The following is a 14489-nucleotide window of genomic DNA, read 5'->3' as shown; positions in this document are numbered from 1 at the left end:
CATGTACAGGATCTTTAGCAGCAACCAATTGAAATAGATATAAAAATGGCTTCGATTGTGATCTGATTTTATCGCCAAACAAAACCGCCACGCACGAAGCCATGACCATTATCGATGCCAACCACTATCTTGAGCAACTTCTCTCTCCTGCCGAACTCGACCGCATTGCCCGTGACTGCCAATTTTGCTTGCGCAAACGAGCCATTACGCCTGCCATGCTGGTGACTGCACTCTTGCGGGCACTTGGCTGCGACCAGGTCGATGGTATCGCTGGATTGCACCATCATTTCAATGCCTTGCAACTGGTTGATGCCCATCAGGTTTCCTACAAGCCCTTTCACAACCAGTTGCGCAAAGCGTCGTTCGCCCTGTTCATGAAGGCGCTGGTTGAACGGGCTATCGCCTTGCGTATCGGCCAACAGATGAAGACTGCATCCCTTGGCGCATTCAAACAGGTGTTGTTGCAGGATGGTACTTCCTTTGCCGTCCACAAAAGCCTGGCCGAAGTGTTTCCGGGAAGGTTCAAGACCATTAGCCCGGCGGCAATCGAGTGTCATATGCTCATGTCTCTATTGGAGCAAAGTCCAGTTTGCATGCAGGTCTCTGCCGATACGGCGTCAGAGCGCCAGTTCCTGCCTGAGCCCGAGCGGCTCAATAACAGCCTGCTGTTGGCGGACGCGGGTTACATCGATATGGCCTACTTTGCGAAACTAAACGAGGCGGGCGGTTTCTATCTGGTCAGGGGTAGTAAGAGCCTGAACCCGAAGATTATCCGGGCATGGCGCGGTGACGAACGGGAAGTGCCGAAGCTGGCGGGCCTGTCACTCAAGGATGCTGGACGGCGGCACTGTCGGGCAGAGGTACTGGATATGGTGGTGAAATCGGGCAAGTTCGAGTATCGGCTGATCCGACGCTGGTTTGCCGAGGAGAAACGGTTCTGTATCTGGATGACCAATCTGCCACGAGAGGCATGGCCAGCAGAGCGGGTGATGAGCCTGTACCGCTGTCGTTGGCAGGTGGAGCTGCTGTTTAAGGAGTGGAAGTCGCACAACCGGCTCAAGGGCTTTGTGACAGGTCAGAAAGCCATTGCCGAGGGGCTGGTGTGGGCCAGCCTGTTGTCGCTGGTGATGAAAAGACGGGTAGCTCAGACGCTGATGGGGGACGGTTTATCCACACTGAAAGCGGCGAAAAATAGCGGAACCTGGTGGTTCCCGTTATTGGAAGCGGTGGCTCATCGGGTGTTGGTGGAAATAAGAGAGCGTCTGGAATGGGCTGCCGTTTACTTGGCGAAAAATGCCCGTCGAACCAAGCAGCGAAAATCGATACAGAACAGGACCTTAGAAGGAATTTCAAATGAAGTGTTTTCTTAAGGTCCTGTATATGTGTAATTCCTTGTCGATGTTTTTCCTCTTCCCCGACAGCGCCAGCTCTCGGGGCTTTTTGTATGACGGGGGCCAAAGCTGCAACAGAATGGGTTTCGTATTGAGCCCATTTTGGCTACCATGCCGCACTTCACGAAGCGACAAGGGCAAGGACGCGATGAGCAACAAGACACTGCAATCCCTCTTTCACTACAAACGCTGGGCCGATGGCGAACTGCTGGATGCGATCGCCACACTCGATGCGCAGCAATATGGCGAGGCACACCACACCTGCCTCAGGATCTTCAACCATATCCATGTGGTCGATGCCATCTTCCAGGCCAATCTGCTGGGGGAACGGCACGGCTTTACCGCCACCAATACCCCGGAGACGCCGACCCTTACCGCCCTGCACAGCGCAGTCACCGAGCTGGATAACTGGCTGGTGGATTACGTCACGGCGCTGAGTCCGCAAGAGGGGGCAACCCCGCTCTCGTTTCGCTTTGTCGATGGTGACAAGGGGCAGATGAGCCGCGATGAAATGCTGCTCCATCTGGTGACTCATGGCGGCTATCACAGGGGAGCCATCGGGCGGATTCTGGTGCAGTGCGGCATCACGCCGCCGCGCGATACCCTGACCACTTTTTTGCATCGCAGCGAGCCGGAGCGACGTGGCCAAGATAGCGCGTCACTGGCGCAATAACGGAGTCTTGCCCTTATGAATCGTCCTGTATGTATTTCTCATCCGCTGCTGCTCGCGCTGCCATTGCTGCTAGGTGGCTGCGCTGCCGCCATCGATCACTATTCGGGGCGCTTTCGCGAGACCCTGACACAGGGACAACCCCGAGAACATATCCGTGCCGAGTTGGGCGAACCGCAGCCTTGTACACAAGGCCAATATCTGGATACGCCGCAGGTCAAGGGGTGCGATCGTTTTACCGTGCTCGGCAAGATCCATAAACGCGCTGACGGCAATGGCCAGGCCACGGCGAGCGCCGTGACATTGGGGCTGGGGGAGCTGATCCTGGTGCCGATGACAGTAGCCGGGGTCGCGGCGGACTACACCCAGCGCCACACCATTACCGTCTATTACGATCGGGACGATCACTACCTGTTTCACACCCTGCAGAACGCCAAGGGGCAGGAAGTCAGGCAGTAGGTTGCCATCGCCCATGATCCGTCTTGACTGTATCTCAAACCAATATGACCCGAAGAGAGCTGACATTTCACGAACCACATGAGAGCCCCTCCCGTCACCAATAAAAAACAACTTGATAACAGATTTTAAAAGGCGAAGCTTTTCTGATGGTTACATCACTTTTACTCTCGCTTGCACAGCTTCATTTGGCTTATCATAGCCACTCGATACCTATAAGAACGCATAGATATTGCCTCTTCTGATAATCAGGTCATATAAGACACAGCAATTGAAGTGAATTAATGCATTGAGCGCTGATAATCAAAAGCTGCCAGCGCTAATGCGTCCAAAGTCAATAGCTGTCGATATTTTACCGCCCCCGAAGAAGCTTTGATGCCGACTTTATTGGTATGTCTAAATCTCGCTATTAAATAAAAATGGCAAGGAATAGCTATGGATAAATCGTTTCGTCTTGCGCCTATCAGCTGTGTGCTGATCGTGGCTGTTGGTTGCAGTTCTCAGCAGATGCAGAATTTCAAATCTACTGTCAATGACATTGGCAAAGATTACGGTATGCCGGTTCTTTGTGGGGCTGGCATTATAGCCGGGGGCGCTGCAGGCTACGCGCTCAACGGAAAGAAAGGTGCTGTTGCAGGGGGCGCCATCGGGGGGGCGCTAGGCTGTGCTGCAGGCTATATGTGGCAGTCACGGCTACAAGAGCTTGACCGGATAGCCAAGGAAGAAAATCTCAACATTGCCACCGAGAAACTGACCGTTGCCGAGCCATCTGCAGTTACGGGAGTGCCACAGGATGCAGGACTGGTAGCTCAGATACCCGATTCCGGCATGTTTGCAATTGGCTCTGCTCAATTGACAGAGAGCGGTCTGCGAGTGGTCACAAAACTGGCCCAGCTCTATTCCAAACCCGCCGCCGCTGACGCCTCGAATGCGCGCCGCATTCTCCTCGTCGGCCACAGTGACGCCACCGGCCCTGCAGAACTGAATCTGCGACTGTCCGAGCAACGGGCAAGAGCCGTCGGCAAGATCTTGGTCGCATCGGGTATCCCGGCCTCTTCCATTTATTATCAAGGTGCTGGTTCTTCTCGCCCTATAGCAGACAACAGTGATCCCTTGCTTCGCGGTCAGAATCGCCGGGTCGAAATTGTAGAACTGGCAAACGAGCAGGCCTTGGTCATGCGAGCCCAATCCGAAGAGAGCAATACCCGATATCTGCGTTATGGGACTTCCGAGACCGCCAAACCTCGTGTGGCTGCGACCAGACCTGCGGCTCAGTCCGCAAGCGGTTCAGGCAAGGTGACGACCACGTCGCAAACAGCACCTCGTCACACAACAGCCAAGCAGAGCGCTCCAGACACCAGCATGGCCAAGGCCGCCCCCAACGCCAAGGCAGCAGTGGACTTCGGCGGCAAGCCTGCTGAAACCTATCAGTGGAACATGGCTCAGAACATCAAGCCCAAAGCGAGCGGTTTTGCACTCATTAGCAGCGCATACGCAAGCGACATGCCGATGTCGAGCTGTGAGGCAGATAAGCCGCGCAGTGCTGGCCAGGTACTGAGCATGGCGGACGACAAACCTCTCCCACGTCATGCCACCAAGGAGTACATGCCCGGCTATAACAATCGTGTCTGGGCCAATACCGTCAACGGCCACCTGGTGACTGTTTCTCCGGTTTCCATCTTGCGTGACAACGCCAAGGTCGATCGTCAACCGATCCTGCAGGTGGTTCAGGGTTACAAATCTTCGAATCAGAAGAAGCCTCAAACCCTCAAGGCGGTGGCCAACACCTATGAGGGAGAAAGTGAAGTGCTTTACCGCGTCTTCACCAGCGATCCCAAGGCATCTGTGTCCTGCATGGATCTCGTGTTCAGCAAAGGCAACGCCCAGGTAAGCCAGGGAGCCCTGTTCTATCCGGCAGGTTCCGAGGCTTATGTTGCCTCCTACAAGCCCATTCCCGCCACCCATTCCAAATAAGAAAACGGAGAAACTTAGTGGAAGACTTTTCTTTGGCAGCGCTCAAAGCGCTGATCCTCGCCAACCAGATGCTGACCGTTGGCCTTGTTTCATTCCTCATCAGTGCCGTTGTGGTATGGCGGCATTGGGAGAATGTCTCCTACTTCCTGATCCGGGTATGGCACAGCCTCCCTCTCATCGGCACCGTTGCTCGCCTAGCGCGCAAACCCGCATCGGTCGATGGAAATGGCTGGATCAACCATGAAGTGACCCTGTCCAATGTGTATTACCGCGAATACAAGAAGCATTTAAAAGGAACAGATGCCTACAACGCCTCCCTCGACTACCTGGCCAAGGCAGGAGAGGCTGGTCGTTCCCCGCGCCCTGCGTGGGTTCTGGCCTTGGTGCTAGTACTGGTACTGGTCGAGGCAATGGGGTTTGCCTACGTGCTCGCAGGTTGGATGAACATGGATGCATCAACCAATGACCGTCACCTGCTGGCGGCCGCGACTGCGCTATTGCTTGCCGTCGCATCCGCATTTCTAGCGGAAGTTGCCGGGCACTCCCTGCATCACAACAGTCTGATAGCCCGTGCGCGCCACTGGTGGCAAGGGGAAGAGCCATCCAAACGCTCTCGTACCCTCAAGGCAAACAAGGCCATCAATCTGGAAGACTCCTTCTCGGATTCTGACAAACCTGACTATGAACAGCTGCTGGCACGCCTGAAGGATGTGAATTCCAATGTTAGCCGCAAGTTTGTCTGGCTGATTGTCTGTGCTTCATTTGTTGCCTGCATGGCTGTTGGCGCCTTCGTGGTACGCTCCGCGACCCTCGATAGCATCGAAACCGAGATGGTCAACAACATGCGTGCAGAAACAACGGCCCAGCATGACAGCAGCATGAGTTCGCCATTTGACCTGCCGGAAGAGTCTCAGGCAATCAACAACGAGGCGGAAGAAGCCACCATCGAAGACAAGATGCAGGCAATCCGTGAGGCCAGCCTGACCACCTACGTCATGCTGTCGCTCATCTACATCGCCATCCAGGGGATCAGCATCTGGCTTGCCAGCAAATACCATTTTGCGGGCACCCATTCCAAAACAGCCTGGCGTCTGACTCACGAGTACGCAACTGCCGAGGAGATGCTGGACGCGATGGACCAGCAACGCACTGCCATTGCCAGCCATGCCGATGACAAACTCCGCCGTTTGCAGACCCTGTTGTCGAGCCGTGACCATACCAACTCTGCTGTGCTAGGTGCGCTGGAAGGGGAGAAATCTGCCCGTCGTAACTTCCTGGCCTTTATTGAAAGGCCGAGCACTGTACCATCCAAGGTTGCCCCTCAGGCAGCTCCGGCAGCGCAAGCCGAGGTGGCACCGGCCGTACAACCTGCGGTTGCTCAAGCAGAAACGGAGGTCCTATCTACCACTGATGCCCCCAGCCAAGCCGGACCGAGCGTCAAGGCCGCCGATTTCCATGATGTCACTGGCCTGCCCGAAGAGAGCCTGGCCGCGGCCAGCCGCGCACTGGGTGTTGATGAAGCTCAGTTGCGTGATATCCGTGAGCAGCAGATGGCCCTCAAGACCCTGGGCCTCTTTCCCGCCAAGCAGAGTGCCTAATCGTGAAGATCACCCATATATTGCTACTGGCGTTGACGCTGCCTTGTGCAGCGTTGGCGGCCGAGCGTAACGACATACAGAGCTGTTATGAGCGTAATGGCCTGGCCGACATGAAACCTGCGGGCACCGGCCGCGAGCTGGTAGTCATCATCGACCAGACCATTCCGATGCCTGAAGACCTGCAACGAAGCAGTTGGGGGCAGATCGAACGGTTCGTCCAAGCCGGTGATCGCGTCAAGCTCTATACCTTCTCCGCCTTCTTGCCTGGTGAATACCTTCGCCTGACTTATGCGGGGCAACTGGATATGCCGCTGGAAGGGGAAGTCCGGGACGATGTCAGCATGCGTAAATTGCGCGGTCTGGACACCTGCCTGACGACGCAGACCAAGGTCTTTCGTAACGGCTTTGGCAAACAGTTCGTGAAAGCACTGCGTGATGCCCGCCAAGACATCCCCAAGAGCGAAATCATGAACTCGCTGCGAAAAGTGGGCGAGGATATGAAGGCCGAGCAAGGCGTCAGTGACCGCGTCGTGTTCCTCATTTCGGACATGCTGGAGCACTCCGATTACACCAGTTTCTATGCCACCAACAAGATCAAGCAGCTCAATGTAGGCGACGAGCTCAAGCAGGCCAAGAGCAAGGGGCTGTTTGCCGATCTGCAAGGCGCTCGCGTCTACGTCACGGGCGCCGGTCTGGTGACAGACGCGGTGAAGCATGCCTATCGTTCCGGCAAGACCATGGATGCACTCGGTGACTTCTGGTCACAGTACTTCGAGCACTCCCATGCCACTCTGGTGAACTTCGGAGCCCCCAGCCTGAGCACGGATTTGCAGTAACCGTCACATCCACAGGCAGAGCTCCGCGCTTCAACCCCATCACACAAGGGCGACCAACCGGTTGCCCTTGTTATTTTCATTACTGCCCACCTTCTCCCTGCGGGATCGCGTTTTTATTGCCATCTGATTGCTCCTGCCAAACACGTCATGAACGGGCTCCAAGCCCGTCTATCGGGCAAGCCAAGATAACAGAAGCGCTCCCTGATGGGCATGCTCGCCACGTCTGTCCCCTTGCTTACGGCTTTATCAGAAGTCATCAGCCTGTCATCTGGCTGACATCCCGCGGTCATTTTCAAGCCATAGAGTTTTTCACTTATTTTTCATATGGATAGATAAGGAACATCATGACTTTCCCGCGCTCTTCTTATGTGGCTTTGGCCGTCTCGCTGGTCTTGCTTGGTGGCTGCCAGTCAGAGAACGAATCGTCTGCCGACAGCCAGGGCAAAACGGCCTATCAATACAGCACCAAAGCGGTCTACAGCCCGCAGCAGCAGGCGGAGAGCTACGAGCCAGCGCCTCAGGGGTTCAGCCCGGTCTTTACCGAGATGGTGGCGCGCCACGGCTCGCGCTCCCTCTCCAGCCCGAAATATGACGTGCTGACCAAGCTGGTCTGGGAAGAGGCACAGCGTCAGGGGGCGCTCACCACCCTCGGGCAGGGGCTGGGAGGTAAGGTCGATCTGGTGACGGCCGCCAACCAGAAACTGGGCTATGGCCTGCTCTCGGCGCTGGGCAAGGAGGAGCACGCCAATCTCGCCACCCGGCTGGCGGCGCGGCTGCCGACCCTGCTCAACAGCAGCGAGCCCCACTGCATCAAGGTGGTCACCTCGGGCAAGGACAGGGCCAACGAAAGCGCCTTCTACTTTATGGAGAGTCTCAAACGCGACGTGAACTATGTCAGCGACTCGGCGCAGTGCTACCTCACGCAGGATGACCCCTCGAAGATCGACAAAAAGCTGGTCAACAAGTTCGAGCTCTACTTCCACAAGACCACGCCCGAGGGGGATTACGCCCGCTACCTGCCCGCCTATGAGAGCTACCAGCGCTTTATCGGCGACGAAGATGCCGGAATCGCCCCGGCCCCCGAGCTGGCCAGAGCGCTGGATCAGCTTAAAAACCTGAGCAAGACCAAAGAGATGGCCCGCAGCATGCTGGAGCGTATCTACAGCAAGGGCTTTGTCGACTATCTGGCGGGCGGCGTCGAGTTTGTCGCCATCAACCCGGAAGATGGCGGCATGACCTATGTGCGCGACGAAGTGGATGCCGCCCTGATGCTCTACAACCTCTTTATCATCGGCCCCGGCATGATCCGCGAAGCGCAGGCACAGGGCAGCGAACCCTGGGCGCTGGAGCAGTTCCTCACCCCGGAAGAGTCTGCCTGGTTCTCCTACCTCTCCGATGCGGAAGATTTCTACGAGAAGGGGCCGAGCTTTGCCAACCAGAGCGCCCCCTACGCCATTGCCCAGCCGCTGCTCGACGGCCTGTTTGGCGAGGTGCAAAGTCAAGTGGTGGAGGGCGAGCAGAGCCGACGGGCCACCCTGCGCTTTGCCCACGCCGAAGCCATTATCCCTCTCGCCGCCCTGATGAAGCTGGAAGGGAGCCGTCAGGGGGCCAGCCCGGATCAGCTGTTCAGCCAGCAGAACAACGAGTGGCGCGGCGGCTGGGTCTCCCCCTATACCGCCAATATTCAGTGGGATATCTACCAGAACGGGCAGCGGCAGGTGCTGGTCAAGATGCTCTACAACGAAAAGGAGATCGCCTTTAAGACCGGCTGCCAGCCCTACCAAAGCGGCAGCCACTACTACGACTTCGAGGAGCTCAAACGCTGCTACGGCTATAACGGCTAACCCCTAGCGCGCCGGATATGGCAATAACAAGGGCGACCAGCAGGTCGCCCCTATTCACTCCCCTTCCCTGTTTGCCAAAGCGGGATATGGCTACAAAGCCGCCTTCCGGCTCCATTTGCTGATCAAGCTCAAAAAACGATTAATTTCTGATAGTTAAGTTACTTTAAGACTCGCCTCGACAGTTTCATTTGGCTTACCATGGCCATTCAGAACCTGTTGAACTGCGATGGGTTGCTGCCAGCGCGGGTCAAGGGAGCATATTGGAAGCTGTAATCCACGGGCGGTAGCGTGGGATTTGGCTGCACTACACCTTGTTAAGAAACATAAGTGTCCCTGATTCTTCCTTATGCCTTTAATCCAAGATGAGCAAGTCAAATTAACAATAAATAAGGAAGTCTATGGGTTTAGCTGAAGCCTTAGTTGATATTCCACAATCTGAAAGAGGCGGAGAAATTGCTCAGCGCGGTTTTGATTATCAAGCTTGCTGGGCTTTATCTGAGATGCTGGAATATGAGCTAAATGGTAAAAATTATGTTTTTATTTTTGAGTATCACGATGATGTCCTTATTCTTGATGATCACTCAACCCCCCCAAAATTTGACATTTGCACAAGTAAAAACAAATGAAAATCACTGGACAGCATCGTCACTGAGCAATAGCACCAGCAAAAAACCTATATCTATTATTGGAAAACTATTTGTTCATTACAAAAATTTTATTGAGTATTCACCGAAACTTTTGTTTGTTACAAACGCATCATTAAATTTATGTGGTAGTAATGGTGGAAAATCTTCTTTTAGGGCTAATGAAATAAAGAATGAATACCAGATAAAATTTAAAAAAGCAATAAAGAACCAGGTTAAGCTCGATGATTCATGTATTGACCTTTCAGTAATGAAGTTTATTCAGTCATCATTGAGCCTAGATGATCACATTATCCATCTCAAAGGTAAACTATGTGACTTCATTAGTAGGAAGTATGGTGATAGCTCTATTCTTAATATTAATGCGCTAGCATCATTACTGGATCAGGAATGTCGAAAAAAATCTAAGGTTAAGTCAGCAGATATAATTGACTTTTCAGATTTAATCGCAAGAAAAGGATTTTCATCTCAAGATTTCAACTCTGTTCTAGAAGAGTTGAATGCTATTAATAAAACTATACCTACTTGGGAAATGGCAAGGCAGGTATTTCATGACCTTCATAAAACTTCAATACAGCTCATTCTATTACAAGCAAACTTCTCACAGATTTGCATAGAAATAAACCAAGATGTGAATAATCCGACACGCACTTATCAAAAGTATGCCATTGCATTTTACGACGAATCAAAAATCAATTTAAATCTAGAAGAATATATACTTACAACCATAAACAATATTGATGCACGTTGCCCTGACTACAAATTGGCTTTAACATCAGGAAAAAAAGAATGCATCGTTGTTTATTCCATAATTCAGAAGTTGCTAGAAGGGAATAAGACATGAGACACATCTACTTTAAAAGTGCCCATATATTATCCCTTCGAGATAAAAAAGGCTTCTCTTATGAATTCTCACCCGATATAAATATTATTACTGGAGAGAATGACACAGGGAAGTCCAGTTTTATAAAGAATCTATATTATACATTAGGAGCCGATATTCGCTTAGATCAGAAGTGGAAGAAAGATAGCTTTGTTTCAAAGGTTGTCATTTGCGTAAAAAATCGAGACTATGCATTTATTCGTCACGGAAAACGTATTTCCATATTTGATATTACTGATGACAATGAACATCTCCTAGTGACTTCTAATTCTCGTACAGAGATCGCTTTGACCGTACGAGATATATTTGACTTTAATTTAGAGCTGGTTTTAAAGGATGCCTTGGTTCAAGGGCAAGCACACCCAGCAAGCCTTTATCTTCCGTTCTATATTGATCAGGATGACGGATGGGCGACAGTATTAGATTCATTTAGTAGCTTGAAGATGTACAAAGACTGGCAGAAAAACATCCTTAATTTTCATACTGGGATTAAGCCAAAGGAATATTATAGGCTTCAAGGTAAAATTAGTTTAATAGATATTGACCTTAAAGAAACACGAGCAACATTAAAAGCTCTAGAAACTGCTAAGAAGCGCTTCGAAGATTCATTCGGAAGAGTACTATTTGATATTGATATTGAATATTATGAAATGTTATTGGAACGATTTCTGAGTAAGTGCCAGCATTTACATCAGGAAGAAACAGAGTACAGAATTAAACTCATAAAAGCTCTATCTCAACGAGATGAATTAGTAGCAGAGATAGACTCATCCAAAAGACAGCTTGATGACAGTAATATAGATTTTTTATCCCCGTCTGCAAGCTTAGAAGCCAAGTATGCCATCCTTGCAAACAGAGAAAATCTGTTGCAAATCATCCCTGAGTTGTATGATCAAAAATCATTATATGATGATCAAATTTCTAAAATAAAAGAAGACTTGAGAAACGCTCAAAAATTAAGCTCAGAACTTAAATGTATGCTTCAAGAAGTTAAAGAGCAACTGACACTTCAAGATGTTATAAAATCTCAAGCAAGTAAACAGGTTGAGTCAACATTCGATGAACAGATCGATGAACTACTAAGAAAAATTGGAGAACTAGATCAATCCAGAACTAAATTATCAGAGCGTTTAGCAGAGTTCGATGATAAAAAACGCACCCGTGAAATTAATGAAATATTTAAAGAGTCATTGATTTTTGCACAAACCGAACTAGGTATAAAAGACCCAAAAGTTGGAACTATTCTCCAATACGGTCCTATATCAAAAAGCGAAACTGGTAGCCGTGCGCCAAGAGCAATATTAGCTTATCATTATGCTCTTCTTAAAACGATAGAAGCTAAATCAACAAACCCGATGCTCCCAGTTATAATTGACTCACCTAAACAACAGGATCCTGATCCGCATACTACAAAAAAATTATTTGATTTATGTATTAATGGCCTATCTACTAACAATCAGCTTATTATCGGTTCTGTTTCTTTCGAAAGAGAAACTAATGCATTTAAAACACTTACAATGACTGAAAAATACAGCTTATTAAAAGCACATTTATACAGCGATGTTTATCAGCAAATCATGCCGTTATACCAAAAAGCATCTTTGTCTTAATCAGATTGCTTAGACAGCACAGCCTGTAAAAAGGCGACCATCCGGTCGCCTTTTTATTTTCTATCGCTTTCCTATCAGAAATATTACCGTACCGGTCGCTTGGCACTATTGCCTTTGGCCGCAGGCTTGCCGCCCTGAGCAGCGGGTTTGACTCCCGGCTTGGCAGAGCCAGCGCGGGTCGGGGTTTTACCCTTATGGGCGGGTTTTCCGGCAGGTTTACCCTGACCAGTACCCTGCGCGGCGGGCTTGCCGTTGCCAGAGCCTTTCTGGAGCGGAGAACCGACCGGTTTGCCATTGCCCACCTTGCCGCCATTTCTGCTGGTTGACGGGGCATTGCCTGCTCCAGCCTCGCTGCGGGCGGCCTTGTTGCCTGCACCATTGCCTCGCTGATGGGCAATGTTACTGTGGCGAGTCAGGGCCGGTTTCAGCCCCTTGCCGCTTGCGGCGCGCTCGTTGCGACCTTCCGCTGGCACCAGACAACCGGGGCCACTGCCAATCAGGTGGCCCTTGCCCATGGCGAGCAGGGCTTCGCGGATCATCGGCCAGCCAGCGGGGTCGTGGTAGCGCAGCAGCGCCTTGTGCAGGCGGCGGCGGCGCTCGCCCTTGGCGACAAACACATCGCCACCGGTACGGCTCACCTTGTTTAACGGGTTTTTCTCCGTGTAATACATGGTGGTGGCGTTGGCGAGCGGCGACGGGTAGAAGTTCTGCACCTGATCGAGCTTGAAGCGGTTCTCTTTGACCCAGAGCGCCAGATTGATCATGTCTTCATCCGTGGTGCCCGGGTGGGCGGAGATGAAGTAGGGGATCAGGTACTGCTGCTTGCCCGCCTCTTTGGAGTATTTGTCGAACAGCTCCTTGAACTGGTAGTAGCTGCCCATGCCCGGCTTCATCATCTTGGAGAGGGGCCCCTCCTCGGTGTGTTCCGGCGCGATCTTGAGGTAGCCGCCGACGTGATACTTGGCCAGCTCCTTGATATAACGGGGATCTTCGACCGCGATGTCGTAACGCACGCCGGAGGCGATGAGGATCTTCTTGATCCCCTTGAGGTCGCGCGCCTTGCGATAGAGGTTGATGGTCGGGCTGTGGTCGGTGTCCATGTGCGGGCAGATGGTGGGCCAGACACAGGAGGCGCGACGGCAGGTCTGCTCGGCCTTGGGGCTCTTGCAGCGCAGCTTGTACATGTTGGCGGTGGGGCCGCCGAGATCCGAGATGACGCCGGTAAAGCCCGGCACCTTGTCGCGAATATCTTCGATTTCTTTCAAGATCGACTCTTCCGAGCGGCTCTGGATGATGCGCCCTTCGTGCTCGGTGATGGAGCAGAAGGAGCAGCCGCCAAAGCAGCCGCGCATGATGTTGACCGAGGTCTTGATCATCTCAAACGCCGGGATCTTCTCGTTGCCATAGGCCGGGTGCGGCACCCGCTGGTAGGGCAGGCCGAATACGCCGTCCATCTCCTCGGTTTCCAGCGGGAAGGCGGGCGGGTTGACCCAGACGATGCGATCGCCGTGAGCCTGCGACAGGGCACGGGCACAGCCGGGGTTGGTCTCGTGGTGCAGAATGCGCGAGGCGTGGGCGTAGAGCACCTTGTCCTCTTTCACCCGCTCGAACGCCGGCAGCTTCACATAGGTTTTTTCCCACGGCTTGGGCTTGGGCGGCTGCACCAGCACAGGCTGGGCTTCCTGCGCGGCAGGTGCCGTTTCGCTGGCGTCATCCGAGCAGGGTGCCCCTTCCATATAAGGGTTCATGATGGGATCGATGCGGCCAATCTGGTCGAGCTTGCTCGAATCCACCCCTTTCCAGCCCGGCAGCGGCTCCTTGCGGATGACGGCGGTGCCGCGAATATCCTGCATGGTCTCGATGGTCTCCCCCGCCGCGATTCGGTGAGCCACTTCCACCAGCGGCCGCTCGGCGTTGCCGTAGATCAGGATATCGGCCTTGGCATCGAGCAGGATGGAGCGGCGGATGGTCTCGGACCAGTAGTCGTAGTGGGCGATGCGGCGCAGGGATGCCTCGATGCCGCCGATAACCACCGGCACCTCCTTGAAGGCCTCCTTGCAGCGCTGGGTATAGACCAGAGTGGCGCGATCCGGCCGCTTGCCGCCCACATCCCCCGGGGTGTAGGCGTCGTCGTGGCGCAGCTTCTTGTCGGAGGTGTAGCGGTTGATCATGGAGTCCATGTTGCCCGCAGTCACCCCGAAGAAGAGGTTCGGTTTGCCCAGACGCATAAAGTCATCCTTCGATGACCAGTCCGGCTGGGCGATGATGCCGACCCGAAAGCCCTGCGCTTCCAGCATGCGGCCGATGACCGCCATGCCGAAACTCGGGTGATCCACATAGGCATCCCCCGTCACCAGAATGACGTCGCAGCTGTCCCAACCGAGCTTGTCCATCTCTTTGCGGGACATGGGCAGGAAGGGCGCCGTGCCGTAGCACTCGGCCCAATAGCGGGGATAGGAGAAAAGGTTGGGTACCGGCTGCATTTTAACCACCTGGAACAATTCGGGTCGCGCATTATACCGGTTGCGGCCAAGGGGGGCGATGGCTTTTTGTCCCTATAGATCCCGCGGAATAGGTCGCCGC

At 52.9% G+C, this 14489-nt stretch carries 11 protein-coding genes; 10 read left to right on the top strand and 1 reads right to left on the bottom strand.

Annotated elements, in window-relative coordinates:
• Positions 1-101: 101 nt before the first annotated feature.
• The 10 genes from AB5Y97_RS09090 (at position 102) to AB5Y97_RS09045 (ending at position 11906) form a co-directional block, all read left to right on the top strand.
• Positions 102-1370 (top strand): IS4-like element ISAeme4 family transposase, encoded by a 1269-nt coding sequence (locus tag AB5Y97_RS09090; protein ID WP_041206016.1) that lies wholly within the window; start codon positions 102-104, stop codon positions 1368-1370.
• 169 nt (positions 1371-1539) lie between these two features.
• Positions 1540-2064 (top strand): DinB family protein, encoded by a 525-nt coding sequence (locus AB5Y97_RS09085; protein WP_201947497.1) that lies wholly within the window; start codon positions 1540-1542, stop codon positions 2062-2064.
• Positions 2065-2079: 15 nt separating this feature from the next.
• Positions 2080-2520: a hypothetical protein gene (locus AB5Y97_RS09080; RefSeq protein WP_201947496.1), complete on the top strand. Its 441-nt coding sequence runs from the start codon at positions 2080-2082 to the stop codon at positions 2518-2520.
• A gap of 432 nt (positions 2521-2952) precedes the next feature.
• A complete protein-coding gene (locus AB5Y97_RS09075; RefSeq protein ID WP_047435991.1) occupies positions 2953-4491 on the top strand; it encodes an OmpA family protein in 1539 nt (512 codons plus the stop codon).
• Positions 4492-4508: 17 nt separating this feature from the next.
• On the top strand, positions 4509-6089 hold the full coding sequence (locus AB5Y97_RS09070; RefSeq protein WP_201947494.1) for a hypothetical protein: 1581 nt from the start codon (positions 4509-4511) through the stop codon (positions 6087-6089).
• 2 nt (positions 6090-6091) lie between these two features.
• Positions 6092-6925, top strand: a complete 834-nt coding sequence (locus AB5Y97_RS09065) for a hypothetical protein (RefSeq protein ID WP_005349984.1) — start codon at positions 6092-6094, stop codon at positions 6923-6925.
• A 344-nt stretch (positions 6926-7269) separates the two neighbouring features.
• Positions 7270-8769, top strand: a complete 1500-nt coding sequence (locus AB5Y97_RS09060) for a histidine-type phosphatase (RefSeq protein WP_368157656.1) — start codon at positions 7270-7272, stop codon at positions 8767-8769.
• A 398-nt stretch (positions 8770-9167) separates the two neighbouring features.
• Complete coding sequence (locus AB5Y97_RS09055) at positions 9168-9395, top strand: dsDNA nuclease domain-containing protein (RefSeq protein ID WP_368157654.1); 228 nt, start codon at positions 9168-9170, stop codon at positions 9393-9395.
• Positions 9343-10257, top strand: a complete 915-nt coding sequence (locus AB5Y97_RS09050) for a dsDNA nuclease domain-containing protein (protein WP_368157658.1) — start codon at positions 9343-9345, stop codon at positions 10255-10257. Before AB5Y97_RS09055 ends, AB5Y97_RS09050 begins: the two co-directional genes overlap by 53 nt.
• Positions 10254-11906 (top strand): AAA family ATPase, encoded by a 1653-nt coding sequence (locus AB5Y97_RS09045; protein ID WP_100646511.1) that lies wholly within the window; start codon positions 10254-10256, stop codon positions 11904-11906. Before AB5Y97_RS09050 ends, AB5Y97_RS09045 begins: the two co-directional genes overlap by 4 nt.
• Before the next feature lie 83 nt (positions 11907-11989).
• On the opposite strand, the gene AB5Y97_RS09040 is transcribed toward AB5Y97_RS09045, so the two are convergent.
• A complete protein-coding gene (locus AB5Y97_RS09040; RefSeq protein WP_368157652.1) occupies positions 11990-14389 on the bottom strand; it encodes a YgiQ family radical SAM protein in 2400 nt (799 codons plus the stop codon).
• Between the last annotated feature and the right edge of the window lie 100 nt (positions 14390-14489).

This window comes from Aeromonas sp. R10-2 (assembly GCF_040908445.1).
Classification (GTDB): Bacteria; Pseudomonadota; Gammaproteobacteria; order Enterobacterales; family Aeromonadaceae; genus Aeromonas; species Aeromonas veronii.
The sequence above is the reverse complement of the archived record's forward strand: the minus strand, read 5'-3'. Positions and strand labels throughout refer to the sequence as shown.